This window comes from Streptomyces sp. NPDC004284 (assembly GCF_042874035.1).
GTDB lineage: Bacteria > Actinomycetota > Actinomycetes > Streptomycetales > Streptomycetaceae > Streptomyces.
The window spans coordinates 243,376-268,275 of record NZ_JBIAMJ010000006.1 but is presented as its reverse complement, the minus strand read 5'-3'; the positions used below and the strand labels follow the sequence as shown (position 1 = coordinate 268,275).

Genomic DNA, 24,900 nt, shown 5'->3' with positions numbered 1-24,900 from the left:
CACCCCTTTTCGTCACGACGCGAAACCCCGCCCCAAAGCTGCGTAAGGTTCAGGTAACCGACGGGTACGAACGGGTACGAGCAGAGGGAGGGAGCCGACATGGACGAGAAGGAAGCACCCCGCGTGGGCGCGGCCGTCAAGAGGCGCCGCAGAGCGCTCCAGCTCACCCTGGCCGTCGTCGCCTCCCGCAGCGGCCTCTCCGTGCCCTTCCTCAGCCAGGTCGAGAACGAGCGCGCGCGGCCCAGCCGCCGCTCCCTCGAACTCGTCGCCGAGGCCCTGGAGACCACGGCCGGCGAACTCCTCGCCGCCGCCGAGGCCTCCCGCACCGTCGACGTCGTACGCTCCGGGGAGCGCTCCCCGGGCATGCCCCCGGGCGTCCGGTCGCTGGTCCGCGGCCGCCACCAGCTGCACGCCGTGGAGTTCACCGGCGAGCAGGACGCGGGACGCGAGTTCCAGCACCGCAACGACGAACTGCTGTACGTCGCCGACGGCGCCGCCGAGGTCGAGGCCGAGGGCCGCGCCCACCGGCTCGGCCGCGGCGACACGCTCTACCTCTCCGGCGGCGTACGGCACCGCTGGCGCGCCACCGAGCCCGGCACCCGGCTCCTCGTCGTCGCCGTCGGCGACCACGTCGAGGCCGAGGAGGAATGACGGTCGTCCGGGGGAGCGCGGAGGGTCGCTCGTCGGGCAGGACGACGAGGTCGGGGGCGGCGTCGCGGAGCTCGTCGAGCGGGAGGCCCGAATAGCGCTCGGGGCGACCGTCGTGCAGGTTCCGCACGCCGAGGCGGGTGAGCAGGTCACCGGCAAGGGTGTCCCGGCCGAGCACCATCCAGGGCCGCCGCCAGATAGGCACGACGGTGGTGACGGGCGTCAGCGGCTCGACCGCCTCCCAGGCGGCTTCGGCCGGGTCGAGCCAGCGCGGCCGGGGCACCCGCACGCCGCGAGGACCCGTTCCCGTTCCCGCAAGGCCTGGTCGGGGGTGCGGAGCTCGTGACGAGGACGTCCGGGCCGGCAGGGTGGTGAGCACACCCGAGGTCACGGACACCGGGTGCGGGCCCGACCAGAGCAACCCCCACCAGTCCGGGCCCCTCCGGCACCGGCCAAGCACGGACATCGCCGGTACCCGCGCCCCCAGCAACCCCTTCCCCGGGACCGCCGCCGCCCTCGTCGACGGGCGCATGCTCACCTGGTACGGGCCGTCACTGGCCGAGGCCCCGCGGGCACTGGTGCGGGCCCTGCGAGCAGCGCGCCGCTGAGCAGCCCGCGCACGGTGTGGACACCGGCCACCAGCCAGGCCGCCAGGAGCAGTGCGTACAGACCGATCGCGAGCCAGCGGAACGCGGCCAGACCGGTGTGCTGGGCCAGCCCCTCGGCGCCGGTCACACAGGTCCCGACCGGGAACGTGAACGCCCAGAAGGTCATCGCGAAGCCCATGCCCTGCCGCCGCGCCCGCAGCACCATCGCCCCGGCGAGTGCCAGCCACAGCAGCGCGAAGCCCAGGACGGGCACCCCGTAGAGGACGGCGAAGGCGGCGAAGCCGTGCGCGTACGGGGCGGGCAGCACGCCCGCGGCCGCGTCGGCGAACTTGTTCGCGGCGGTCGTCGACTGGCCCAGCGGGCCCAGGACGAGGAAGAGGGTCGGGGTGAGCGCGAGCGGCAGCGGGCCGTTCATGACGAGCCGTCCGAAGACCAGCGGCAGCATGACCAGGGTGGCGAGCAGGCTGATGCCGAACAGCGCGTAGCAGCCGAGCAGCAGGGTCTGCCGGCCCTGCCCGGCGGGCAGATGGGGCACGAGCAGCGGGCCGAGCGCGGCCGAGACCATGGGGGCGACGACCGGAAGCAGCCACACCGGCGAGGCGTTCTCGATCCGGTGGTGCACGATCATGAGGTACGGGACGGCCACCGCGGCCACCAGGCCGATCACCGTGCCCGCCGTGAACAGGACGGTGTCCAGGGCGACGGCCGCCGGGAGCCCGATCCAGTCCCGGCCCACGATCACGGCCCCGCCGCCGACCGCGAGCAGCGCCATCGACAGACAGCCGTAGAACGGCGCCATCGCCGGGTCCATGAGATGGGAGCGGGCCTGGTCCCGGTGGCGGGCCCAGTGCGCGGAGCGGGCGGCGACCAGGGCGAGCAGCATCGCGAGCGCCAGCGCCCAGACCGCGGCGCAGGCCGTACGGAGGCCGGGGACGTCCACCGGGAGGGCGGCGCCCGCGTTGGCGACGATGGCCGTGCCCATCACGGAGGCGTACCAGTTGGGTCCGAGGTGACGGACGGAACGGGTCGCCGGGGCGCCGGGAGTGGTGGCGCGGAGGGCGGGGAGGGAAGGTGCGTGGCTTGCCATGCCTCGATCGTTTCGCGCCGGAACCGCCCCCACCAGGGACGTTGTCGCTATGAGGCCATAAGCTGACCTTATGAGCAGCGAGTCGTATCCCCTGTCCCACCGGGGCCTCTCCCATCGGGTCCCCGACCTCGGCGCGCTCGAACTGCTCCTCGCCGTCGCCCGGCACGGCAGCCTCGGCGCGGCCGCCCGCGAGGTCGGCATCACCCAGCCCGCCGCCAGCAGCCGGATCCGCTCGATGGAACGACAGCTCGGCGTCGCCCTCCTCGACCGCTCGCCGCGCGGCTCCCGGCTCACCGACGCGGGCGCCCTCGTCACCGACTGGGCGCGGCGGATCGTGGAGGCCGCGGAAGCCTTCGACGCGGGCGCGCAGGCGCTGCGCGGGCGGCGGGACTCGCGGCTGCGGGTGGCCGCGTCCATGACGATCGCCGAGTACCTGCTGCCGGGCTGGCTGATCGCGCTGCACGCCCAGCGGCCCGACACCGCCGTGTCGCTCCAGGCCGGGAACTCGGCGGCCGTCGCGGAACGCCTCTTCGCGGGCGAGGCGGACGTCGGCTTCGTCGAGGGGCTCGCCGTGCCGGACGGCCTCGACGGGGTCGTCGTCGCGCACGACCGGCTCGCGCTCGTCGCCGCGCCCTCGCACCCGTGGGCCCGGCGCCGCGCCCCGCTCGACCCCGCGGAGCTCGCCGCGACCCCGCTGGTCCTGCGGGAACGCGGCTCGGGCACCCGTCAGGTCCTCGACGCGGCCCTCTCCACCCACGGCGGCCTCGCGCAGCCCCTCCTCGAACTCGCCTCCACCACCGCGGTCAAGGCCGCGGCGGTCAGCGGGGCCGGCCCCGCCGTCCTCAGCGAACTCGCGATCGCGGAGGAGCTGGCCTCGCGCCGCCTCGTGGCGATCCCGGTGGAGGGGGTGCTCCTCCGCCGCGACCTGCGGGCGGTGTGGCCGGCGGGCCACCGCCCGACGGGGCCGGCGCGGGACCTGCTGTCGCTGACGCGGGGGTAGCCGGCGGGGCGTCAGATGTCCGTCGCGCGGAACGTCACCCGGCCCGAGACCGTCGTGAGGCGGACCGGGACGTCGGGGAGGTCGGTCGACGGGGTCGTCATGGGGTCGGCGGCCAGGACGGTGAGGTCGGCGCGGTAGCCGATGGCGAGCCGGCCGGCCTCGTGCTCCTCGCCCGCCGCGTAGGCCGGTGCCGTCGTCAGGCCCCGCAGTGCCTCCAGCGGGGTGAGGGCCTGCTCGGGTCCGTGCGGAGCCTGGCCGAGGTCACGGCTGGGGCGCCGGTGCCGGGCCCCGGCCATCACGCCGAGGGGCGGGAAGGGTGCGATCGGCCAGTCGGAGCCGAGGACCACGGTGGCGCCCGAGTCGGACAGGTCGCGGCAGCGCCAGGCGCGCGAGGCGCGCTCCTCGCCGAGCCGCCGCGACCAGTTGTCGGTGTGGTCGGCGCGCGTGAAGTCGCAGCAGTGCGTGGGCTGCATGGAGGCCAGGACGCCCAGCTCCGCGAAGCGTCGCAGCGTGTCGTCCGGCACGGTCTCGATGTGCTCGACCCGGTGCCGTACCGCGCCCCCGGCCGTCCGCGCCTTCTCGACGGACTCCAGGACGTGCCGTACCGCCGCGTCGCCGATGGCGTGCGTCGCCGTCGCCACGCCCGCCCGGTGCAGTTCCCCGATGACGCGGGTGTACGCCTCGGGGTCCGGCCAGAACGCGTGCGTGGACTCGCCGTGGCAGTCGGGGCGCTCCAGCCACGCCGTGCCGTTGTCGATCGTCCCGTCCATGAACAGCTTCACGCCGGCGACCCGCCACAGCTCGCCGCCCGTGCCCTGGAGGTCGATCAGCTCCCGTACCCCGAGCTCGTCCGTGCCCGGCTGGCACCACGGCGCGACCCGGAGCCGCAGCGGCAGCTCGCCGGCCGCGTCGAGCTCCCCGTACAGGGCGAGGCTGTCGCCGTTGGCGTCCATGGCGTGACCACCGGTGAGGCCCGCCGCCGCCATCGACCGCAGCGCCGCCGCGAGCCGCTCCCGGCTCTCCTCGCGGGTCGGCCGGGGCGCGACCCGCTCGACCAGCTCGCAGGCCGCGTCCTCCTGGAGCAGCCCGGTCGGCCGCCCGCCGGCGTCGCAGACGACCTCGGCCGAGGCCTGGTCGAAGGTGCGGGGGCCGTCGACCCCGGCGAGTTCGAGGGCCCGGCGGCTGGCCAGCGCCGAGTGGGCGTCGAAGAGCAGCAGGAAGGCCGGCACGCCGTCGAGCACGGCGTCGAACGGCGCGGTGCCGACGGGCCGGTCGCCGAAGACGTTCGGGTCCAGGCCCCAGCCGAACAGCCACTGGCCGCGGTCGAGGTTGCGCACCTCGCGGGCCAGGGCCTCCCGCACGTCGTCCACGTCGGCGCAGTACGACAGGTCGAGGCCGTGGGTGAGTTCGGCGCCGGACACCGGGTGCAGGTGGCCGTCGACGAGACCGGGGGTGACGACGGACCCCTTGAGGTCGACGACCGTGGTCCCCGGACCGGCCAGCGCCCGCATCTCGCGGTCGTCGCCCAGGGCGGAGATCCGGCCGTCGTCGGAGACGGCGAGCGCGGTCTCCGGCAGGAACGCCCCCGTGCCGGGGTCGAGCAGGCGAGCGGAGAGCAGGACGAGTCGGGTGCGCACGGGTGGCTCCAGAGAGGGTGCGGGAGGTGCGGGGGTCGGGGGGTGAGGGGGCGGGCCCGGGGTGACCGTCGTCAGTTCGGTCCGGACGGCGGCGGTACGTCGGTCAGCGCGCCGTGCGGCAGGCCGAGTTCGCGTTCCGCCGTCGTCACCGCCATCCGCGTCACCGCCTCCGGGCGGTTGCTCCGGTCCGTGTTGGCGTGGGCGCCGAGGCCGTCGAGGACGACCAGGATCTGGATGGCCGCCGCGCGCGGGTCGTCCGTGCGGAACTCGCCCCGTTCGACGCCCTCGCGGATGAGTCCTTCGAGGCGGTCGTCGGAGGCGAGCTCCTGCTCGGCGACCCGGTCGCGCAGGACGGGCCGGTAGCGGCTGAGGTGCCGGGCGTTGATCCACAGGCGGCTGATGTCGTCGTACGCCTCTCCGGCCGAGAGGCTGAAGTAGCGCGCGAGGTACTGCGTGGGCGTCCCGCCGGGGCGGTCGGCGGGCAGCAGGGCGTCGAGCTCGCCGGTGGCGGCGACGCTGAACGCCTCGGCGACCAGATCCTCCGCCGACGGGAAGTAGTGGCTGATCAGACCGGGGCGTACGGCGAGCTCGTCGGCGATGCGCCGGAGCGTGACGCACTCCAGGCCCTCGGTCAGGGCGACCCGGGCGGCGGTCTCCACGATCTCCGCCCTCCGGGCTTCGGGAGTTTTCCGAATTCTCTTGCGCTGGACGCTTGACGGCATACCGGCGATGCTATTGAGTGTGCGACCAATAAGCAACCAGGTGGGCACGAGACCAATCCGGAGGGCCGTATGGCTTCCACGATCCCCGACCCCGGCGCCGCCCGCGCCGAGGTCACGCCGCCGGTCTCCGACCGACCAGCCCGCATCGAGGCGCACGGCATCGACCACATCCCCGACAGCGAGCGCCACGGGCATCCCCGCGAGCTGTTCTCCGTCTGGGCCGCGGCGAACGTCAACTACCTCAGCCTCGTCATCGGCGGCGCCCTGGTCCTGATGGGCCTGAGCCTGTGGCAGGCCGTGGCCGTGACCGTCGTGGGCAATCTCTTCTGGCTGCTGACCGGGTTCCTCGCCACCTCGGGACCGGCCGCGGGCGCGCCGAGCGAGGTGATCACCCGCGCGCTGTACGGCGTGATCGGCAACCGGGTGAACAACGCGATCGGCGGCTGGCTGGTCTCCGTCTGCTACTTCGCGCTCAACCTCGCCGCCGCCGCGACCGCCGCCTTCGCGCTCGTCGAGAAGGCCGGCATCACCGCCACCACCCCCGTGAAGGTGGCCGTCATCGTGGTGATCGCCGCCCTCACGCTGGCCATCAGCGTTTACGGCCACGCCCTGATCATCAAGCTGTACCTGCCCATCACCCTGGCCCTGGCGGGCGCGTTCACCGTCGTCGCCCTCTCGGTCTTCCGGCACGCCGACTTCTCGTACGCGCCGGCCGAGCCGCTGACCGGCGTCGACCTCTGGGCCGTGATCATCGCGGGTACCACGATGGTCGCCTCGGGCCCGCTCTCGTACACGACGAGCGCCGACTTCTCCCGCTACCTGCCCCGTACGGCCTCGCCGAGGGCGATCACCGGATGGACCGCGCTCGGCGCCTTCGTCCCCAGCATCGTCGTCGGCTCGCTCGGCGCCTTCGCCGCGACCGCCGTCGACATGACCGACCCCCAGAACGCGCTCCAGAAGATCCTGCCGGGCTGGTTCGTGCCCGTCTTCCTGCTCGCCCTGGTCCTCGGCACGATCTCCATCAACGCCCTGACCGCGTACAGCGCCGGCCTCGCCCTCCAGGCCGTCGGTCTGCGCGTCCGACGCACCGTCAGCGTCCTCTTCGACGGCACCGTCGCCGTCGCCGCCACCCTCTACGGGGTGCTGGTCTCCAACTTCCTGGACACCGTCAGCAACGCCCTCCAGGTGATCGTGGTCCTGATCGGCCCCCTCATGGCCGTGTACGCCACCGACATCGTCCTGCGCCGCAACCGCTACGACGGCCGCGCGCTCTCGGACGAGACCCCCGGCAGCCCCTTCTGGTTCACCGGCGGCGTCAACTGGGCGGGCGCGCTCTCCCTGATGGCGGGCGTGGCCTCGGCCGCCCTCTGCGTCAACACCGTCTACACCGGCCCGGTCGCCACGGCGCTCGGCGGCATCGACCTCTCCATGCCGGTCGGCATGATCGTCGCCGCGGGCCTGTACGTGCTCATCGGCCGTCGCGCGGTGGCGGCGACGAGCCTCTGATCGGACGGGCGGCGGAAGCCGTCTCTCCCCCCGAACCGCGGGGCGGCTGGATGCCCACCCCGGCCGCCCCGCACTCCTTCCCCCGGGGCTACCGGCCCGCGGCCTCCACCAGCCCCCGCATCACCCGCAGGTCCTCGCCCATCTCCGGGTGCCACTGCACGCCGAGGACCCACGCCGGTCCGTCCGTCTCCACCGCCTCCACCGTGCCGTCCTCGGCGTGGGCCGAGGCCGTGAGGCCCGTGCCCAGGCGGTCCACGGCCTGGTGGTGGTAGGTCGGGACCTCGGTGAGCTCGGGCACGAGGGAGGCGTAGCGCGTGCCCGGCACCGGCTTCACCGCGTGCCGGCCGATCACCCCGACCGCGTCCACGTGTCCGTCCATGTGCTGGATGAGCGTGCCGCCGAGCGCCACGTTCAGCAGCTGCATGCCCCGGCAGATGCCGAGCAGCGGGGTGCCGGAGGCCAGGGCGGCGTCGATCAGGGCCAGCTCCCAGGCGTCCCGCTCGCGGGCCGGCGGGCCGGTGCGGGGGTCGGGCTCGGCTCCGTAGCGCCCGGGCTCGACGTCCGCCCCGCCCGCGATGACGAGGCCGTCGAGCCGGGCCACCACCGCGGCCGCGGCCTCGGGCCCGTCCGGCGGGAGCATGACCGCGAGGCCTCCGCTCTCCCGTACGAGACGGGGGTACTGGGCGGGGAGCAGCGCGGCGGGCATGTCCCACACCCTCCAGCGCGCCTGGTCCAGGTAGGTGGTCACGCCGATGAGCGGCTTGGTCACGGAACTTCCTCCAGTGGTGCGGAGAGTCGGGCGGGTCAGTCGCGTGCGAGTTCGGCCTCGGCCGCGGCGAGCGCCGCGAACTCCTCCTCGGGCGCCTTGGCCACCAGATGGTGCCGACTGTAGAACGCGAAGTAGGCGAGGGCGATCACGTACACCCCGAGTGCCATGAACGCCGCCGTCCGGTCCACCAGGAAGGTCGCGACCAGCGCCGACAGGGCCAGGACGAAGGCCACGGACGAGGTCACGATCCCGCCGGGCGTGCGGTACGGCCGGTGGAGCCCCGGCTCGCGGCGGCGCAGCACGATGTGGGAGAGCGCCATCAGGGCGTACGAGATGGTGGCGCCGAAGACCGCGATGTTCAGCATCCGCGCCCCGTTCCCGGTCCCGGCGGCGAGCGCGAAGCCGAGGGCGCCCGGGATGAGGAGTCCCAGGTACGGCGACTTGCGGCGGCTGGTCAGGGAGAGGAAGCGGGGCAGGTAGCCCGCCCGGGAGAGGGCGAACAGCTGGCGCGAGCCGGCGAAGATGAGGGAGAAGAAGGAGGCGACCAGGCCCGCGAGGCCCGCGTAGTTCACGAAGCGGCTGAGCGCGGTCGGCTCCCCGTCGCCCTGGAGCGCCACGACCAGCGGGTTCCCGGCCTCCTGGACGGCGGCCGCGCCGCGCGCGCCGGTGGTCGCGAAGAAGGTCATGACGGCGAGCAGCACCAGGATGCCCATCGCGATCGAGAGCGCCCTCGGCATCGACCGCACCGGGTCCTTCGCCTCCTCGGCGGCCAGCGGCACGCCCTCGACGCCGAGGAAGAACCACATGCCGAAGGGGAAGGCGGCCCAGATCCCGAGGAGGCCGAACGGCAGCCAGGAGTTCGCCCCGAAGGCCTCGCCGTCGACCGGGATGTCGTTCAGGCCGTCCACGTGGAAGTCGGTGAACGCGCCGAGCGCGAAGACGACGAGGGCCGCGACCGCGACCGCCGTGACGATCAGGCTGAAGCGCAGCGCCTCGCCCACGCCCCACAGGTGGATGCCGATGAAGAGCGCGAAGCAGACCAGATAGACCGGCCAGCCGGACTCCAGACCGAAGAGCCCGAGGGACTCCACGTAGTCGCCGATGAAGATCGAGATCGCGGCGGGGGCGAGGATGTACTCGATGAGGATCGCGGTGCCGGTGAGGAAGCCGCCCCAGGTGCCGAGCGCCCGGCGGGCGAAGCCGTAGCCGCCGCCCGCGGTGGGCAGGATGGCGGAGAGCTCCGCGAGCGCGAAGACCAGGCAGGCGTACATCGCGCCCATCAGCACGGTGGCGACGGCGAGCCCGCCGAAGCCGCCCTTCGACAGGCCGATGTTCCAGCCGGAGAAGTCCCCGGACACGACGTACGCCACGCCGAGGCCGGTCAGCAGCAGCCAGCCGGCGCTGCCGCGGCGCAGCGCCCGGCGCTCCAGATAGTCGTCCTTCGCCGGTGTGGTGTCTTCGAGCGTCATGGCAGCGTCAGCTCCCCGCAACGGGCCCAATGGAATGGATCCATACCTTTGCGGGGACCGGTGGGGGAGCGCAACCCCCGTGCGTTGCTTTCGGGTTACGCCGCCGTACGCCTTCCCGTCACGTCAGGAAGCCCCGCAGCAGCGCCGCCGTGCCCGCGCAGTGCTCCCGCATCACCTCGCGCGCCGCGTCCGCGTCCCCGTCGAGGACCGCCTCCACCAGGGCGGTGTGCTGGTGCTGGGAGTGCTCCAGATTGCGTACGAGCAGGGGGATGCAGTCCAGGAGGTCGTTCACCGTCGCCCGGACGGCGGCGTACTGCGCGGTCAGCGTCGGCGAGCCGGAGAGCTCCGCGAGCGTGAGGTGGAGCAGGGTGTCCTGACGGCGGTAATCGGCCAGCGGGGCGTCATGGGTCGCCGCCACGGCCGTCCGCAGCCGTTCGGCGCCCGCCGCGTCGAGACCGTGGGCCGCGCAGAGCCCGGCGGCGCCCACCTCCAGGACCTCACGGAAGCGCAGGGTGTCCTCCATGTCGACCGTGGCGATCCGGCGGCGCAGCTCGTCCTCGTCGGCCGTCTGCGTCCGGGGCAGCACGAACGTCCCGCCGTACCTGCCCCGCCGGCTCTCCACGAGCCCCTGCTCCTGGAGGACCTTGAGGACCTCGCGCAGGGTCACCCGGCTGATCCCCATCCGCTCGGCGAGCTCCCGCTCGGCGGGCAGCCGCTCCCCGCCGGGCACGAGCCCGAGCCGCACCACCTGGAGGATCTGCTCCAGGGCCTCCTCGAACCCGTTGCCCGCCCGCACCGGCCGCAGCACGGGCGTCAGCCGGTCCGCCGGTTCACTCGTACTGGCCACGTTCTCGTTTCCCTCTCTCCAGCACTTCCCAAGCAATGGTCTTCCGCAATACCTTATGGCTCCCGGCAGGCCGAAGGAGGAGCAATCCCGTGGCAGACCGCACACCCCCGCTCACCGTCGAGGAGCTCCGCGCCCTCGTCGCGAGCGGCGAGATCGACACCGTCGTCCTGGCCTTCCCCGACATGCAGGGGCGACTCCAGGGCAAGAGGTTCGCCGCACCGTTCTTCCTGGACGAGGTCCTCGGCCACGGCACCGAGGGCTGCAACTACCTCCTCGCCGTCGACACCGAGATGAACACCGTCGACGGCTACGAGATGTCCTCCTGGGACCGCGGCTACGGCGACTTCGCGATGCACCCCGACCTCACCACCCTCCGCCGCCTCCCCTGGAACGACGCCACCGCCATGGTGACCGCCGACCTCGCCTGGGCCGACGGCACCCCCGTCGTCGCCGCGCCCCGCCAGATCCTCCGCCGCCAGCTGGAGCGCCTCGCGGAGCTCGGCCTCACGGCGCACGTCGGCACCGAGCTGGAGTTCATCGTCTTCAAGGACAGCTACGAGCAGGCCTGGGACGCCGACTACCGCGGCCTCACCCCCGCCAACCAGTACAACATCGACTACTCCGTCCTCGGTACCGGACGCATCGAACCGCTCCTGCGCCGCATCCGCAACGAGATGACCGGTGCCGGACTCACCGTCGAGTCCGCCAAGGGCGAGTGCAACCCCGGCCAGCACGAGATCGCCTTCAAGTACGACGAGGCCCTCGTCACCTGCGACCAGCACGCCGTCTACAAGACGGGCGCCAAGGAGATCGCCGCCCAGGAGGGCTGCTCGCTCACCTTCATGGCGAAGTACAACGAGCGCGAGGGCAACTCCTGCCACATCCACCTCTCCCTCCAGGACGCCGAGGGGACCAACGTGATGGCCGGGGACGGTCAGGACGGCATGTCCGAGACCATGCGGCACTTCCTCGCCGGACAGCTCGCCGCCCTCCGCGACTTCTCCCTCCTCTACGCCCCCAACATCAACTCCTACAAGCGGTTCCAGCCCGGCTCCTTCGCGCCCACCGCCGTCGCCTGGGGCCACGACAACCGCACCTGTGCCCTCCGGGTCGTCGGCCACGGCCGCTCCACCCGCTTCGAGAACCGCCTCCCGGGCGGCGACGTCAACCCGTACCTCGCCGTCGCCGGCCTGATCGCCGCCGGCCTGTACGGCATCGAGCAGCGCCTCGAACTGCCCCCGCCCTGCACCGGGAACGCGTACACCGCCGAGTACGCGCACGTCCCCACCACCCTGCGCGAGGCCGCCGAGCTCTGGGAGACCAGCGAGATCGCCAAGGCCGCCTTCGGCGCCGAGGTCGTCGCCCACTACCGCAACATGGCCCGCGTCGAACTCGACGCCTTCGACGCGGCGGTGACCGACTGGGAGCTGCGCCGCTCCTTCGAACGCCTCTGAACCGCCGCTGAATCGCTTCTGAGAGGAACGCGTTGCTCCAGGTACTGAACCCGGCGACCGAAGAGCCGGTCGCCACCGTCCCCGCCGCCACCCCCGCCGACGTCGACGCCGCCGTCACCCGCGCCGCCGCCGCCCAGCGCGGCTGGGCCGCCGCCGCGCCCGCCGACCGGGCCCGGCTGCTCCGCCGCTTCGCCGCCGTCGTCGACGACCACATCGAGGAACTGGCCCTCCTGGAGGTCACCGAGGCCGGCCACACCCTCGGCAACGCCCGCTGGGAGGCCGGCAACGTCCGCGACCTGCTCGACTTCGCCGCCGGGGGAGTGGAGCGGCTCAACGGCCGGCAGATCCCGGTCCCCGGCGGCCTCGACATCACGATCCTCGAACCGCTCGGGGTCGTCGGCGTCATCGCGCCCTGGAACTTCCCCATGCCGATCGCCGCCTGGGCCACCGCGCCCGCCCTCGCCGCCGGCAACGCCGTGATCCTCAAGCCGGCCGAGACCACCCCCCTCACCGCGCTCCGCCTCGCCGAACTCGCCCTGGAGGCAGGCCTTCCCGAGGACCTCTTCCAGGTCCTCCCCGGCACCGGCCCCGTCGCGGGCAACGCCCTCGTCGAACACCCCGGCGTCGCCAAGATCGTCTTCACCGGCTCCACCCGGGTCGGAAAGTCGATCATGGCGAAGTGCGCCGACCAGGTGAAGCGGGTCACCCTCGAACTCGGCGGCAAGAGCCCCAACATCGTCTTCGCCGACGCGGACCTGGAGGCCGCGGCGGCGGCCGCTCCGATGTCCTTCCTCGACAACAGCGGCCAGGACTGCTGCGCCCGCACCCGCATCCTCGTGCAGCGGAGCGCGTACGACCGCTTCCTGGAGCTCCTCGCCCCCGCCATCGAGGAGATCGTCGTCGGCGACCCGCTCGACGAACGCACCCAGATGGGCCCGCTCATCTCCCGCGTCCAGCTCGACCGCGTCCGCGGTTACGTCACCGAAGACCTGGAGGGAATCCGGGGCAAGGCGCCCGAGGGGCCCGGCTTCTGGTTCCCGCCGACCGTCCTCACCGGCCTCCCCGAGGACGCCCCCTGCGCCGTCGAGGAGATCTTCGGGCCCGTCGCCGTCGTCCTCCCCTTCGAGGACGAGGCCGACGCGATCCGCCTCGCCAACGCCACCGAGTACGGCCTCTCCGGCTCCATCTGGACCCGCGACGTCGGCCGCGCCCTGCGCGCCTCCCGCGCCGTCCGGGCCGGCAACCTCTCCGTCAACTCCCACTCCAGCGTCCGCTACTGGACCCCGTTCGGCGGCTACCAGCAGTCCGGCCTCGGCCGCGAACTCGGCCCCGACGCCCTGACCGCCTTCACCGAAACCAAGAACGTCTTCCTCAGCACGGAGGCCTGAACCGCATGACCACCGAAGAGATCATCTGCCGCCGTCTCGTCGGCCGCACCGCCGTCATCACCGGAGCGGGCAGCGGCATCGGCCTCGCCACCGCCCGCCGCCTCGCCTCCGAGGGCGCCAACGTCGTCTGCGGCGACATCGACGAGACCGCCGGCAAGGCCGCCGCGGAGGAGGTCGGCGGCACCTTCGTCCAGGTCGACGTCACCGACCCGGAGCAGGTCGAGGCGCTGTTCAAGACCGCCTTCGACACGTACGGCTCCGTCGACATCGCCTTCAACAACGCCGGCATCTCGCCGCCCGACGACGACTCCATCCTGGAGACCGGCCTGGAGGCCTGGAAGCGCGTCCAGGACGTCAACCTCACCTCCGTCTACCTCTGCTGCAAGGCCGCCCTGCCCTACATGCGCCGCCAGGGCAAGGGTTCCATCATCAACACCGCCTCCTTCGTCGCCATCATGGGCGCCGCCACCAGCCAGATCTCGTACACCGCGTCCAAGGGCGGCGTCCTCGCCATGTCCCGCGAGCTGGGCGTGCAGTTCGCCCGCGAGGGCATCCGCGTCAACGCCCTCTGCCCCGGGCCCGTCAACACCCCGCTCCTCCAGGAGCTGTTCGCGAAGGACCCCGAGCGGGCCGCGCGCCGCCTCGTCCACATCCCCGTCGGCCGCTTCGCCGAGGCCGAGGAGATCGCCGCCGCCGTCGCCTTCCTCGCGAGCGACGACTCCTCCTTCGTCAACGCCAGCGACTTCCTCGTCGACGGCGGGATCTCCGGCGCGTACGTGACCCCGCTCTAACCGTTCACCTCGAATCCCCCCACCCGACAGCCGGGCGTCACTGGGCGCCCGGCTGTCCTGCGTACACCCAGGAGAGTGATCATGAACGACAAGCTCCGCACCTCCGCCGCGGCCGCCGCCCTCGCCCTCGCCGCCACCGGCCTCCTCGCGGCGCCGAACGCCGAGGCCCGTCCCCAGGCCGGGCCCGCCGAGTGCTCCGCGCTGAAGATCTCCGAGGGCTGGTACGGCGACAACAAGGCCCGCATCGACGCCCTGATCGCCGACCACTGCGGGGACAAGGGCGGCCGGAAGCCCGTCGCGGTCTTCGACTGGGACAACACCGTCATCAAGAACGACGTCGGCGACGCCACCTTCTACTGGCTCCTGCGCAACGACCGCGTCCGGCCCCCGAAGGACGGCGACTGGTCCACCACCAGCCGCTACCTCACCCCCGAGGCCGCCACCGCCCTCGGCGAGGCCTGCCCCGCCGGCGTCCGCACCCTCCCCACCTCCACCGACGCCCGCTGCGCCGACGAACTCCTCTCCGTCTACGGCTCGGGCGCCACCACCGGCGGGAAGACCGCCTTCGCCGGCTACGACCACCGCCGCATGGAGCCGCAGTACGCCTGGCTCGCCCAGCTCCTGCACGGCTGGACCACCCGCCAGGCCGCCTCCTTCGCGGCCGCCGCCCGCGCCGAGAACCTCGCCGCCCCGCAGGGCGCCACCCAGCAGGTCGGCACCGCGAAGGTCACCGGCTGGGTCCGCTACTACGAGCAGCAGCGGGACCTGATCCACACCCTCCAGGACGGCGGCTTCGACGTCTGGATCGTCTCCGCCTCGCCCGAACCCGTCGTCGACGTCTGGGCGAAGGGCGTCGGCGTCGACCCCTCCCACGCCGTCGGCATCCGCAACACCACCGACCACGGCCGCCTCACCAGCCACCTCAAGGGCTGCGGCACCGTCCGGGACGGCGAGGACGCGATGATCACCTACATCGACGGCAAGCGCTGCTGGATCAACCAGGAGATCTTCGCCGTCCGGGGCCCCGCCGCCGAGCGCGTCCAGCCCGCCGCCCGCCGCCAGGTCTTCGCCGCCGGCGACTCCGACACCGACATCTCCTTCCTGCGGGACGCCACCGGGCTGCGCCTGGTCCTCAACCGCAACAAGAACGAACTCATGTGCCGGGCGTACGAGAACGGGGACGGCCGCTGGCTCGTCAACCCCATGTTCATCGAGCCGAAGAAGCGGAAGACGAGCCCGTACCCCTGCTCGACCACCGGCTACACGGCGGGCGACGGCACGGCCCAGCCGGTCCGGCGCGCCGACGGCAGCATCGTCCCGGACCAGCTGGACGCGGTCTTCTCCTGACCGCCCGGCTCACCGCTCGGCGGCGAGGTCGAGGAAGAGGGCGGCCGACCAGCCGAATCCGGAGGTGGCGCGGGCGGCCCGGGCCCCGGTCAGCGGGTTCCAGTACTCGTAGAGGCCGCCGGCGTCGCGGACCAGGGCGAGGGTGCGCTCGCGCAGCTCGTCGGCGGTGTCCGGGAAGCCGGAGCGGCGCAGGCCCTCCACGAGGAGGTAGTTGACGTTGAGCCAGACCGGGCCGCGCCACATCGCGTCCGGGTCGAAGGCGGGGTCGTCGAAGGCCACGGTCGGGACCGGGCGCTCGCCCCAGAAGGCGGGGGAGCGGAGGTCCCGCTCCAGGGCCGCGGCGACCTCGGCGGGCAGCCGGCCGGTGAACAGCGGCATGAGGTCGAGCGCGGTGCGGACGGGGACGGGGGCGCCGGCCGCCAGGGTGGTGAAGCGGCTGCCGTCCCAGCGCCGGGCGACCAGGAGCGCGGCGTGCGCGGCGGCGTGCGCGCGCCATCGGGCGGCTTCGGCGGGCCGGCCGAGGGCGTCGGCGATGTCGGCCAGGCGGTCGGCCTCCAGGACCAGGTAGGAGTTGAGGTCCGGGGGCTCGGCGCGGGGGCCGTAGTCCCAGATCGGGCTGTCGTCGAGGCCGGACGAGTAGGGGTGCAGATACTCGGGGAGGCCGTCGCCGTCCGGGTCGGAACCGGCGAACCACCACTCGTGCGCCCGGACGAGCCCTGGATAGACGGCGGCGAGGAAGTCGGTGTCCGGGTCGCTCTCGTGGACCTTCCAGACCGCCCAGGCGGCCAGCGGCGGCTTGGTCACCGGCACCGGCGCGCGGGTGGGCCGGCTGCCGTTGGCGCTGCCGACGTGCTCGGCCAGCCGGGCGTGGTCCGCGCGGGGCAGGTCGGTGGTGTCGGCGAGCACGCCGTGGTCGTGGACGACGTCGGGGAGCCGGCCGTCCGGGAGCTGGTGGTCGAGGAAGAACAGGATCTGCTCGCGGGCGAGCGCCGGGGAGGCGTGCCGCAGGGCGACGACGTGGAAGAGGGCGTCCCAGTTCCAGACGCCGACGTAGCCGTACTTGGACGGGACGAGCCCCTCGCGGCCGGCGATCGGCAGCAGGTTGACGGCCAGCGTCCACCAGGCCATCCGGGCGCGTTCCGCGAGGTCGGGCCGGACCGGCGGCATGCGGTCGAACCACTCCGTCCAGCGGGCCTCGGCGGCGGCGCGTACGGCCGGGGCCGACCACTCGCCCGGCGGACCGGTCAGGACGTGGCAGCCGTCGAGGGCGAGCGTCCGCCCGGTCCCGTCGGGCAGCCGCCAGGACGCCGAGGCCCCGTGTCCGGTGAGCACCAGGGTCGCGGGGTCGGCGAACAGCAGCGACACCCCGCCCTCGAAGGCGACTTCGACGGGCGTCGCCGCGCGGACGGGCAGCGGCCGTCCGGCCGGGTCGCGCACGACGAGCGCGGAGAGTTCGGTGGTCTCGTCGAGCGGGGTCTCGTACTCGGCCCTGGCGACCCGCAGGCCGTCCGGCCCTGCGGTGACGAGGAGGCGCGAGCCGCGGTCGGTGAACGGCCGCTCGACCAGGTCGAGTCCGACGTCGTACGAAGGGGACATCAGCGTCCTCCCAGGCCCGAGGAGGCCATGCTGTTGAGGATCTTGCGCTGCCCGATCAGGAAGGCGATCAGCATCGGCACCACGGTCATCGCGGAGAGCGCGGCGGTGAGTCCGTAGTCGATGCCGCCGCGCTGGGAGTTGAAGGAGTCGAGCAGCAGCGGGACGGTGAAGAGCTCCGAGGTGTTCAGGAACACCAGCGGGAAGAAGTAGCTGTTCCAGCTGGCCAGGAAGACGATGATGCCGAGCGTCCACAGACCGGGCCGGATGTTGGGCAGGACGATCCGCCAGAAGATGGTCCAGCGGCCGGCGCCGTCGATCCGGGCCGCCTCCTCCAGTTCGACCGGGACGGCCCGGATGAACTGGCGCAGCAGGAAGACCGCGAAGGGGTTGGCGACGGCCGGCAGGATCAGCGCCAGGTGCGAGTCGATCAGGTGCAGCTTGGCCAGCATGATGTACAGCGGCACGATGGTGACCTGGGCCGGGACCATCTGGGTGGCGAGGAAGAGGCCGAAGAGCGGCCCCGAGCCGCGGAACGGGATGCGGGCGAAGGCGTACGCGGCCATCGCGCCGGTGAGCAGGGTCGCGGCGACGGTGATCGCCGCGATGTAGAGGCTGTTCCAGTAGGCCCGGCCGATGGGGACCCCGTCGAGCACGTCGGGGTAGTTCCGGGCGCGCCAGGGGGAGGGGAGCCAGGACAGCGGCTCGTGGATCATCTGGCCGACGCCCTTGAAGGAGGTCAGGACCATCCAGACGAACGGGAACAGCATGAGCAGGCCGCCGATGGCGAGGCCGGCGTGCAGGAGGAGCCGGCCGGGGGCGGTCGTGTTCCGAACGGTCATGGGGGCGCCTCAGGACTCGTAGTGGACGAAGCGCTTCTGCGCCTTGAACTGGACCGCGGTGACCACCAGGGTCAGCAGCAGCAGGAGCAGCGCGGCGGCGCTCGACAGGCCGAAGTGGAACTCGCGGAAGCCCTGCTGGTAGACCTTGTAGACGATGGTCTGGGCGCCCTCGTTGTGGTCCGGGTTGACCAGGACGTACACGAGGTCGAACGCCTGGAACGAGCTGATCACCGACACCACCACGGTGAAGAAGACGGTGGGGGAGAGCAGCGGGAGGGTGACCGAGCGCAGCGTCTGCCACGGTCCGGCGCCGTCGATCCGCGCGGCTTCGAGCAGGTTCGGCGGGACGGTGGAGAGCCCGGCCAGGAAGATGACGACGTTGAGCCCGAGCGAGGACCAGATCGTCACCACGCCGACGGCGACGACCACCCAGTCCGGGTCGGACAGCCAGTCGGGCAGGGTGATCCCGAGCAGGTCGTGCACGGTGCCGTTGAGGATGCCGTCGGCGCCGCCGCCGAGGATCATCTGCCAGATCACCGACACCGCGACGGAGCTGGTCACGACCGGGAGGAAGTAGACCACCCGGTAGACGGTCCGGCCGCGGACGTTGTGCAGGGCGAGCGCGATGAGCAGGGCCAGGGCGAGCCCGCCCGGGACGGTGATCAGACCGATCTTGACGGTGTTCCAGACCGCGCGGCCGAACTCCGGGTCGGTCAGCAGGGCGCGGAAGTTGTCCAGGCCGATCCAGGTGGAGTCGCCGAGGCCGTCCCAGCGCATGAAGGAGAGCACGACGGCGAAGCCGAGCGGGCCGACCAGGAAGACCAGCAGGCCGAGCAGCTGGGGGGCGAGGAAGAACAGGGCCCACCGGCGGTCGCGGCGCCGCCAGAGCGGCTCGCGGCCGGCGGCCGGGGCGGCGGGGGCCGGCCCGGCGGCGGAGGTCTTCCGCCGCCGGGTCGCCGACTGGGTGAGGGCGCTCACCCCTGCTTGCCCTTCATGTCGTCGACGAGGGTCTGGAGCTGGGTCATGCCCTCGTCGAAGCCGACCTTGCCCTCCCAGATCTTCATCAGCTGGTCGTTGATCGCCTTGGTCAGGCCCGGGACGGCGACCTCGTCGGGGTAGTTGGCGAAGCCGCGGTCGCGCACGTCGAGGAAGGTCTTCGCGTGCGCCGGGTAGTTCCCGTCGGTCACGAGGTTCTCGGCGCCCTTGACGGAGGGGACGGCGCTGCCGCCCTTGAGCCGCAGCTTCTGGCCCTCCTTGCTCACGAACTCGGTGAGGAAGGCGAAGGCCTCCTTCTGGTGCCCGCTGTCCTTGTTGATCGCCAGGTACGAGGCGGCGACGGCGCCCGGGATCGGCCGGCCGGACTCGGAGGGGAACGGCACGACGTCGTAGCCCTCGCGGGACCCGCCCTTGTCGATGTTCTCGATGACCCAGCGGCCGCCGGCGTAGAAGCCCGCCTTGTGCTTGATGAACTGGGTGCCGGCGCTGTTGCCCTCGGGCAGCAGGTCGGCGGAGGCGAAGGTCTTGTCGCGGTAGCCGTCGGCGAGGGTCTTGAACGCCTGCCGGGTCCTGGGGTCGGACGGGGCGACGAACCTGCCGTTCTCCCAGACCTTGCCGCCGAAGCCGTTGACGACGCTGTAGTTGGCGCCGTACCAGTTCCAGAAGACGGAGCCGTACTTGCCCGCGGCCTTGAGCTTGGCGTTCATCTCCAGGAACTTGGCCATGGTCCACTGGCCGGCCTCGTTCAGCGCGGCCGGGTCCTCGGTGATCCCGGCCTCGGCGAGGGCCTTCTTGTCGAACCAGAGGACCTCGGGGTTGGTGTCGTTCGGGACGCCGTAGGTGACGCCGTCCTTCTTCGCGCCGCCGTAGATGCCCTCGAAGAAGTCCTCGGGCCTGCTGTGGCTCTGCGGTCCGGCCAGCTGCTTGTCGAGGGGGGCGAGCACGCCGTCGGCGACGAGCTTGCCGATGTAGTCGTCGCCGACGTAGACCACGTCGGGGGCGGTCCCGGAGGTGAACTGGGTGATCAGCTTGGGGTGGTAGTCCTCGTAGGAGGAGACCTGCTCCAGCTTGAGGGTGATGTCCGGGTGCTCCTTGGCGAACTCGTCGGTGAACGCCTTGAACACCGCGGCGTCCTCGGCCGAGCCCCAGGTCGCCCACCGCAGGGTGACCTTGCCGCCCTTCCCCTCCGCCCCCGCGCCGGCGCCGCTGCACGCGGAGACGGTGGTGGCGAGGGCTATCGCGAGGGTGAGCAGGGTGGTTCTTCTCGTGAAAGCGGACAACGGGTGCCTCCTGGGCTTTCGTGAGGGGGAGAGGGGGAGGAGTGGTGCGGGTACGGGGTCAGGCGAGGCCGCCGCCGTCGACGACCAGGGCGGAGCCGGTCATGTAGCTGCTCGCGTCACTCGCGAGGAAGAGCACGGCGTTGGCGATCTCCCGGGGCGATCCGGCCCGGCCCATCGGCCGGTCGGCGGCGTCCTTCTCGAAGGCCGCCCACTCCTCCTGGAGTTGGCGCGCCTCGTCGCGGAGCATCGGGGTCATGGTGTCGCCCGGGTTGACCGAGTTGACCCGGATGCCGGCGGCGGCGTGGTCGATGGCCAGGGCGCGCGTCATGTTGACGACCGCGGCCTTGGAGGCGCAGTAGGAGAGCGCGTCGCCGCCGCCCTTGAGCCCCCAGCCGGAGCCGGTGTTGACGATCGAGCCGCCCTCCGTCATCGCCGGGACGGCGAAGCGGCACATCAGGTAGACGGAGCGGACGTTGACGGCCATCACCCGGTCCCACTCCTCGACGGAGGTCTCCAGCGCGGTCCGGCGCCGGATGATCCCGGCGTTGTTGAACAGGACGTGCAGGCCGCCGAAGGTCTCGACCGCGGTGGCGACGATCCGCTCGCAGTCGGCCTCCTCGGAGACGTCGGCCCGCACCGCCACCGCCCGGCCGCCGGCGGCCTCGATCCCCCGGACGACCTCGCCGGCGTCCGCGAGGTCGGCGACGACCACGGAGGCGCCCTCGGCGGCGAACAGTTCGGCGGTGGCCCGGCCGATGCCGGAGGCACCGCCGGTGACGACGGCGACCTTGTCGCTCAGGGTGTTCATGGGAGCTCCTCACTGGCGGACTGGATGCGGTAGAGCACGGATTCACGGTGGCCGGTGACGACCCGGACATGGCCGGCGAAGGCGGCGTCGGCCGCCGGGTCGCCGCTGTCCACGAGCAGCGGCCGCCCGCCGAGCGCGGCGAGCTTCTGCTGGGTGGCGAGGACGACGACCCCGCCGAGCGCGGCCAGCACCCGCGGGCTGAACTGCTGGTTGCCGCGCCCGATCACGAAGCCCTGGCCCCCGATGACGGACAGGACGCCCTGCGTCACCTGTGACATGGCACAGGTGTGCAGCTGCTGCTCCGTCACATCGGAGGCGAGCAGGACGCCGTCCCGGACGACGTCCACGCCCAGCGGCGTCAGCGCGAGACCGAGCGCGCGCCCGACGGCGAGCGTGGTCGCACCGGGCCCCAGCGCGTAGGCGACACCGGGGCGCATGGCCGCCACCACCGCGCGGGCGATGGAATCGGCCGAGCCCGGCGGCGCCGTCGAGGAGCCGGTCTTGCGGCCGCTGAGCCGAGCCCGCGCCGCCGGCACCCGCAGGGTCCCGTACAGCCGGGCACCGACCTGCCCCGACCGGTACGCCTCCTCGTCCAGGTCGACGACCTCGGCCTCGACGGTCCCCCCGTCGAAGCCGGCGGCGGTCGCCCCGGCCGCGAACGGGCTGACGGCGAAACAGCCCGAGTAGACCTTCACCCCGGCCGGCACACCCAGCACCGGCGGGCGCGGCCCGGCGTCCAGCACGTCCCGCGCCGTGCCGTCGCCGCCCGCGAACAGCAGCAGGTCCACCGCGCCGAGCGCCGCCACCGCCGCGCGGGTGTCCCCGGCGCCGGTGGCGGCCCCGGCACGGGGACGGTGGGCGATCTCGTACGGGACGGCGGCGGCCAGCGCGCTGTCCTCGCCCATCGGGCCGGCCACGGTACGGACCCGCAGCCCGGGGCGCCGGGCCCGCAGGGCGCGCAGCGCGGCGGCCGCACGCCCGCCCGCCCGCGGGACGGCGCCCAAAGCCAGCGCCCTGGCCTGGACGCCGGGCCCGTCGCTGCCCTTGAGGGCGACGGCGCCGCCGAGGCCCGCGACCGGGTTCACGATCAGGCCGACGATCATTCCTGCGGCGTCCCGCCCCGCGCGCCCTCGCGCTGCCCGCCGTGCTTCCGCAGATAGGCGCGCCAGCTGGGCGACCACTGCGCCGGATCGTCCAGCGAGGAGGCGTCGATGCGGTGCACGGTCTGCCGGTAGGGCGCGTTCCGTACGAACTCGGCGTTCTCCCGGGCCTCGTCGGCGACGTGGGCGAGGATCGCCGCGTACTCGTCCAGGTCCTCCCGGGAGTAGGACTCGGTGGGCTCCAGGGTGAACGGCTCCGGCACCACGTACGGGTGGTGGCTGGTCCAGTAGTGCACGCCGAAGTCGGCCGCCCGGACGCCGATCTCCTCCGAGTGCACACCGGTCTCCTCGGTGAGCTCCGCCCAGGAGTAGCGGACCTGCTCGACCCGCCGCCGCTGCGCCCACGGGACGGAGGCGCCGGGGATCCGCAGGACCTTGCTCATCAGGTAGTTGTTGTTGAGCACGGCGGTCTCGGCGACCTCGCGCAGGCCCTCCGCGCCGAGCGCCATCACCCAGGCGTAGGCCCTGACGACATTGGGCGTGACCCCGAGGAACGGCCGGATCTTGCCGACCGACCGCTCCGGCACGGTCAGCGTGTACGCATCCGCGCCGGACTCCGCGCCGGACACGGCCCCGTGGCCGCCGTCGGCCACGCGGTCGACGACCGGGCCGGGCAGGAACGGCACCAGCGCCTCGGCGACCCCGCACGCGCCGGCCGCCGGACCGCCGCACGCGTGCGGCGTGGAGAAGGTCTTGTGCAGGTTGAAGTGGCACAGGTCGAAGCCGGCGTCCCGGGCCCGGGTGATGCCGAGGATGCCGTTGGCGTTGGCCTGGTCGTAACAGGCCAGGCCGCCGACCGCGTGGACCAGGTCGACGAACTCGCGGATCCGCGGGTTGAAGATCCCGGTGTCCTCCGGGTTGGTGATCATCAGCGCGGCGGTGCGCGGGCCGACCGCCGCGCGCAGCGCCTCGATGTCGGGCAGGCCCTCGGCGTCCGGCATCAGGGTGATGACCTCGTACCCGGCGACCTTGGCGCAGGCCGCGTTCGAGGGGTGCGAGAACATCGTGGTGATCACCTGGTCGCGCTGTTCCCCCTCGCCCCTGGAGGCGTGGTACGCGCGGATCATCGCGATGTTGGCGTAGATCGCCGAGGAACCCGCGCCGGGCTGGAGCGAGACCCGCGCCATCCCGGAGATCTCCTTGAGGATCTGCTCAAGACGCCAGTACACCTCCAGCACGCCCTGCACGGTGGACTCGGGCTGCAGCGGGTGCAGGTCGGCGACCCTCGGGTCGCGGGCGAAGGCGTCGTTGACCTTGGGGCTGTACTTCATCGTGCAGGTGCCCTGGCCGACGTCGATGTTCAGATCGGCGCCCAGCGTCTCCTGGGAGAGCCGCAGATAGTGCCGGACCACCTGGTTCTGCGACAGCTCCGGCAGCGCGGGCGGGGTGCGGCGGGCGACGCCCTCGGGCAGCTCCACCAGGGGCGCGTCCGGGGCGGGGACGCCGACTCCGCGCCGTCCGGGGCGGGACAGCTCGAAGATGACCTCCTCGTCCCAGCGGGCCTGGTGGAACCGCCGCAGCGCGGGCTTGGGCGCGACCGGCAGGGTGGCGAAGGGTTCGGGTGCTCCGTGCGAGCTCATGCGGTGCCTCCGAGGGCGGAGAGGGCGTCCTTGACGGCCGCGGCGAGGGTGTCGATGTCGGCGACGGAGTGCGTCTCGGTGACGCAGACCAGCACCTCCCGGGGGCCGAGCCGCACGCCGCCGAGGATCCCCCGGCGGTGCAGGGCGTCGAGCAGGGCGTCGGCGTCCGGGACCTCGACGGCGAACTCCCGGAAGTGGACGGCCTCCTGGTGGCGGACCACGGCGCCGGCGGCGGCGAGCGCCCGCATCGCGTACCGGGTGCGGGCGAGGATCGTCTCGCCGATCTCCCGCATGCCCCGCGGGCCCATCAGGGCGAGGTAGACGCCGGCGGTGATGCCCCACAGGGCGGCGGCGGTGCCGACCCACTCCTTGCCCTCCTCGCGCAGCGCGAAGGAGGTCCGGTCGTAGAAGACGTCACCGAAGCCGTACTCGCCGGGGACGGCGGTCGGGGCGATGCCGAACAGCCGGGACGGGAACTCCGCGACCAGGCGCTCCTCGTCGTGGGAGGCGATGAACCCGGCCTGGCCGCCGCCGTACTGCGGGTGCATGCCGAGCGACTGGATGTCGCCGCAGACCAGGTCGGCGCCGTAGGAGGCGGGCGGGGCGAGCACCCCGAGCGAGATCGGGTCGGTGCCGACGACCAGCAGGGCACCCGCCCCGTGCGCCAGCTCGGCCAGTTCGCGGCCGCGGGTCTCGACGACGCCGTGGACGGTGGGCGTCTCCAGGTACAGGGCGGCGAAACCGTCGTCCAGCCGGACCTCGCCCATCTCGCCCGAGTCGGCCACCGGGGCGAGCAGCACCTCGACGTCCGGGGCGAGGTAGTCGCGGATCTTGGCCAGCTTGTCGGCCGCGATCGCCCCGCTGACCATCACCCGGCTCCGGCCGGTGCGGCGCGCGGCCATCCGCAGCGCCGTACCGGCCGCCTGGAAGCCGTCGTACGTGGGGACGTTGACGACGTCCATCTCCAGCAGCTCGGCCATCATCGAGACGTACTCGAAGAGGGCCTGGAACCGGCCGTGGTCCTCGTAGGGCTCGCCCGCGTAGGCGGTCAGGAACTCGCTGCGCCCGTTGACCTCGTCGCAGACCGCCGGGACGTGGTGCGGATAGCAGCCGTGGCCGAGGAAGCTCAGCAGCTGGGCCGGGTCGGTGTTCCGGGCCAGCAGGCCGCGGACGTGCCGGACCAGGCCCTGCTCGTCGGCGAACGGCGCGGGCAGGTCGAGCGGGCGGGCGAGCCGCAGGTCGGCGGGGATGTCGCCGTAGAACTCGGCGACGTCGGGGGCGCCGATCTCGGCGAGCATCGCCGCCCGCGCCTCGGGCCCCGCGTTGGGGATGTAGGGATGGGCCACTGGCACTCCTCGGTCAGGGCTT

General features: G+C 73.1%; 21 protein-coding genes and 1 pseudogene. 7 read left to right on the top strand and 15 right to left on the bottom strand.

Translation table 11 applies throughout. The annotated features are described in order from the left end of the window. The first annotated feature begins 99 nt into the window (after window positions 1-99). Window positions 100-651: a helix-turn-helix domain-containing protein gene (locus ACFYUS_RS18245; RefSeq protein WP_388852429.1), complete on the top strand. Its 552-nt coding sequence runs from the start codon at window positions 100-102 to the stop codon at window positions 649-651. A 28-nt stretch (window positions 652-679) separates the two neighbouring features. Here ACFYUS_RS18245 and ACFYUS_RS18240 read toward each other — a convergent pair. Both ACFYUS_RS18240 and ACFYUS_RS18235 read right to left on the bottom strand, forming a co-directional pair. After that, a pseudogene (locus tag ACFYUS_RS18240) lies at window positions 680-990 on the bottom strand (helical backbone metal receptor); the annotation flags it as partial. A 192-nt stretch (window positions 991-1,182) separates the two neighbouring features. Beyond that, window positions 1,183-2,343: a TDT family transporter gene (locus tag ACFYUS_RS18235; RefSeq protein WP_388852426.1), complete on the bottom strand. Its 1,161-nt coding sequence runs from the start codon at window positions 2,341-2,343 to the stop codon at window positions 1,183-1,185. A 70-nt stretch (window positions 2,344-2,413) separates the two neighbouring features. On the opposite strand from ACFYUS_RS18235, the gene ACFYUS_RS18230 reads away from it, so the two are divergent. Continuing rightward, window positions 2,414-3,343: a LysR family transcriptional regulator gene (locus ACFYUS_RS18230; RefSeq protein ID WP_388852423.1), complete on the top strand. Its 930-nt coding sequence runs from the start codon at window positions 2,414-2,416 to the stop codon at window positions 3,341-3,343. Between the two features lie 11 nt (window positions 3,344-3,354). On the opposite strand, the gene ACFYUS_RS18225 is transcribed toward ACFYUS_RS18230, so the two are convergent. Beyond that, window positions 3,355-4,980 carry an amidohydrolase gene (locus tag ACFYUS_RS18225; RefSeq protein WP_388852420.1) on the bottom strand — a complete coding sequence of 542 codons (1,626 nt, stop codon included), beginning with the start codon at window positions 4,978-4,980 and terminating at the stop codon, window positions 3,355-3,357. A gap of 71 nt (window positions 4,981-5,051) precedes the next feature. Beyond that, window positions 5,052-5,702 carry a TetR/AcrR family transcriptional regulator gene (locus tag ACFYUS_RS18220; protein WP_388852417.1) on the bottom strand — a complete coding sequence of 217 codons (651 nt, stop codon included), beginning with the start codon at window positions 5,700-5,702 and terminating at the stop codon, window positions 5,052-5,054. Window positions 5,703-5,771: 69 nt separating this feature from the next. Here ACFYUS_RS18220 and ACFYUS_RS18215 point away from each other — a divergent pair, with 69 nt between their 5' ends. Then, window positions 5,772-7,208: a purine-cytosine permease family protein gene (locus ACFYUS_RS18215; RefSeq protein ID WP_388852414.1), complete on the top strand. Its 1,437-nt coding sequence runs from the start codon at window positions 5,772-5,774 to the stop codon at window positions 7,206-7,208. 88 nt (window positions 7,209-7,296) lie between these two features. On the opposite strand, the gene ACFYUS_RS18210 is transcribed toward ACFYUS_RS18215, so the two are convergent. From ACFYUS_RS18210 to ACFYUS_RS18200, 3 genes are all read right to left on the bottom strand, one after another. Continuing rightward, the gene (locus tag ACFYUS_RS18210) at window positions 7,297-7,977 is read right to left on the bottom strand and encodes a gamma-glutamyl-gamma-aminobutyrate hydrolase family protein (protein ID WP_388852411.1); all 681 of its coding nucleotides are present in this window, start codon (window positions 7,975-7,977) and stop codon (window positions 7,297-7,299) included. 35 nt (window positions 7,978-8,012) lie between these two features. Beyond that, window positions 8,013-9,446, bottom strand: coding sequence for an ethanolamine permease (eat, locus tag ACFYUS_RS18205; RefSeq protein WP_388852408.1), 1,434 nt, complete (start codon window positions 9,444-9,446; stop codon window positions 8,013-8,015). 118 nt (window positions 9,447-9,564) lie between these two features. Beyond that, complete coding sequence (locus tag ACFYUS_RS18200; protein WP_382861025.1) at window positions 9,565-10,293, bottom strand: FadR/GntR family transcriptional regulator; 729 nt, start codon at window positions 10,291-10,293, stop codon at window positions 9,565-9,567. Window positions 10,294-10,382: 89 nt separating this feature from the next. Between ACFYUS_RS18200 and ACFYUS_RS18195 the strand changes: the two genes are divergently transcribed. From ACFYUS_RS18195 to ACFYUS_RS18180, 4 genes are all read left to right on the top strand, one after another. Beyond that, a complete protein-coding gene (locus ACFYUS_RS18195; RefSeq protein WP_388852404.1) occupies window positions 10,383-11,747 on the top strand; it encodes a glutamine synthetase family protein in 1,365 nt (454 codons plus the stop codon). A gap of 32 nt (window positions 11,748-11,779) precedes the next feature. After that, window positions 11,780-13,135 carry an aldehyde dehydrogenase family protein gene (locus ACFYUS_RS18190; RefSeq protein WP_388852401.1) on the top strand — a complete coding sequence of 452 codons (1,356 nt, stop codon included), beginning with the start codon at window positions 11,780-11,782 and terminating at the stop codon, window positions 13,133-13,135. A 5-nt stretch (window positions 13,136-13,140) separates the two neighbouring features. Next, window positions 13,141-13,926, top strand: a complete 786-nt coding sequence (locus ACFYUS_RS18185) for a 3-oxoacyl-ACP reductase (protein WP_388852398.1) — start codon at window positions 13,141-13,143, stop codon at window positions 13,924-13,926. 81 nt (window positions 13,927-14,007) lie between these two features. Continuing rightward, entirely contained in the window at window positions 14,008-15,273 is a 1,266-nt protein-coding gene (locus ACFYUS_RS18180; RefSeq protein WP_388852395.1) for a haloacid dehalogenase-like hydrolase, read from the top strand. Window positions 15,274-15,282: 9 nt separating this feature from the next. On the opposite strand, the gene ACFYUS_RS18175 is transcribed toward ACFYUS_RS18180, so the two are convergent. From ACFYUS_RS18175 to gcvPA, 8 genes are read right to left on the bottom strand one after another with little or no spacing between them, the layout of a single operon-like run. Then, entirely contained in the window at window positions 15,283-16,869 is a 1,587-nt protein-coding gene (locus ACFYUS_RS18175) for an amylo-alpha-1,6-glucosidase (protein WP_388852392.1), read from the bottom strand. Next, the gene (locus ACFYUS_RS18170) at window positions 16,869-17,708 is read right to left on the bottom strand and encodes a carbohydrate ABC transporter permease (protein WP_388852389.1); all 840 of its coding nucleotides are present in this window, start codon (window positions 17,706-17,708) and stop codon (window positions 16,869-16,871) included. Before ACFYUS_RS18170 ends, ACFYUS_RS18175 begins: the two co-directional genes overlap by 1 nt. 9 nt (window positions 17,709-17,717) lie before the next feature. After that, complete coding sequence (locus ACFYUS_RS18165; RefSeq protein ID WP_388852386.1) at window positions 17,718-18,686, bottom strand: carbohydrate ABC transporter permease; 969 nt, start codon at window positions 18,684-18,686, stop codon at window positions 17,718-17,720. Continuing rightward, a complete protein-coding gene (locus ACFYUS_RS18160) occupies window positions 18,683-19,984 on the bottom strand; it encodes an ABC transporter substrate-binding protein (protein ID WP_388852384.1) in 1,302 nt (433 codons plus the stop codon). The genes ACFYUS_RS18165 and ACFYUS_RS18160 overlap by 4 nt, the downstream gene beginning before the upstream one ends. A 58-nt stretch (window positions 19,985-20,042) precedes the next feature. After that, window positions 20,043-20,792, bottom strand: a complete 750-nt coding sequence (locus ACFYUS_RS18155; protein WP_388852381.1) for an SDR family NAD(P)-dependent oxidoreductase — start codon at window positions 20,790-20,792, stop codon at window positions 20,043-20,045. Next, window positions 20,789-21,895 carry an ATP-NAD kinase family protein gene (locus ACFYUS_RS18150; RefSeq protein ID WP_388852377.1) on the bottom strand — a complete coding sequence of 369 codons (1,107 nt, stop codon included), beginning with the start codon at window positions 21,893-21,895 and terminating at the stop codon, window positions 20,789-20,791. Before ACFYUS_RS18150 ends, ACFYUS_RS18155 begins: the two co-directional genes overlap by 4 nt. Then, window positions 21,892-23,532, bottom strand: a complete 1,641-nt coding sequence (gcvPB, locus tag ACFYUS_RS18145) for an aminomethyl-transferring glycine dehydrogenase subunit GcvPB (RefSeq protein ID WP_388852374.1) — start codon at window positions 23,530-23,532, stop codon at window positions 21,892-21,894. The genes ACFYUS_RS18150 and gcvPB overlap by 4 nt, the downstream gene beginning before the upstream one ends. Then, window positions 23,529-24,878: an aminomethyl-transferring glycine dehydrogenase subunit GcvPA gene (gene gcvPA, locus ACFYUS_RS18140; RefSeq protein WP_388852371.1), complete on the bottom strand. Its 1,350-nt coding sequence runs from the start codon at window positions 24,876-24,878 to the stop codon at window positions 23,529-23,531. Before gcvPA ends, gcvPB begins: the two co-directional genes overlap by 4 nt. Window positions 24,879-24,900: the final 22 nt, after the last annotated feature.

What these genes read in the sequence shown, in the direction of transcription:
- ACFYUS_RS18220 (WP_388852417.1), bottom strand. Translation starts at nt 5,702, where the DNA reads ATGCCGTCAAGCGTCCAGCGCAAGAGAATTCGGAAAACTCCCGAAGCC.
- ACFYUS_RS18245 (WP_388852429.1), top strand. Translation starts at nt 100, where the DNA reads ATGGACGAGAAGGAAGCACCCCGCGTGGGCGCGGCCGTCAAGAGGCGC.
- eat (WP_388852408.1), bottom strand. Translation starts at nt 9,446, where the DNA reads ATGACGCTCGAAGACACCACACCGGCGAAGGACGACTATCTGGAGCGC.
- ACFYUS_RS18215 (WP_388852414.1), top strand. Translation starts at nt 5,772, where the DNA reads ATGGCTTCCACGATCCCCGACCCCGGCGCCGCCCGCGCCGAGGTCACG.
- ACFYUS_RS18170 (WP_388852389.1), bottom strand. Translation starts at nt 17,708, where the DNA reads ATGACCGTTCGGAACACGACCGCCCCCGGCCGGCTCCTCCTGCACGCC.
- ACFYUS_RS18155 (WP_388852381.1), bottom strand. Translation starts at nt 20,792, where the DNA reads ATGAACACCCTGAGCGACAAGGTCGCCGTCGTCACCGGCGGTGCCTCC.
- ACFYUS_RS18175 (WP_388852392.1), bottom strand. Translation starts at nt 16,869, where the DNA reads ATGTCCCCTTCGTACGACGTCGGACTCGACCTGGTCGAGCGGCCGTTC.
- ACFYUS_RS18180 (WP_388852395.1), top strand. Translation starts at nt 14,008, where the DNA reads ATGAACGACAAGCTCCGCACCTCCGCCGCGGCCGCCGCCCTCGCCCTC.
- gcvPB (WP_388852374.1), bottom strand. Translation starts at nt 23,532, where the DNA reads ATGAGCTCGCACGGAGCACCCGAACCCTTCGCCACCCTGCCGGTCGCG.
- ACFYUS_RS18230 (WP_388852423.1), top strand. Translation starts at nt 2,414, where the DNA reads ATGAGCAGCGAGTCGTATCCCCTGTCCCACCGGGGCCTCTCCCATCGG.
- ACFYUS_RS18150 (WP_388852377.1), bottom strand. Translation starts at nt 21,895, where the DNA reads ATGATCGTCGGCCTGATCGTGAACCCGGTCGCGGGCCTCGGCGGCGCC.
- ACFYUS_RS18235 (WP_388852426.1), bottom strand. Translation starts at nt 2,343, where the DNA reads ATGGCAAGCCACGCACCTTCCCTCCCCGCCCTCCGCGCCACCACTCCC.
- ACFYUS_RS18185 (WP_388852398.1), top strand. Translation starts at nt 13,141, where the DNA reads ATGACCACCGAAGAGATCATCTGCCGCCGTCTCGTCGGCCGCACCGCC.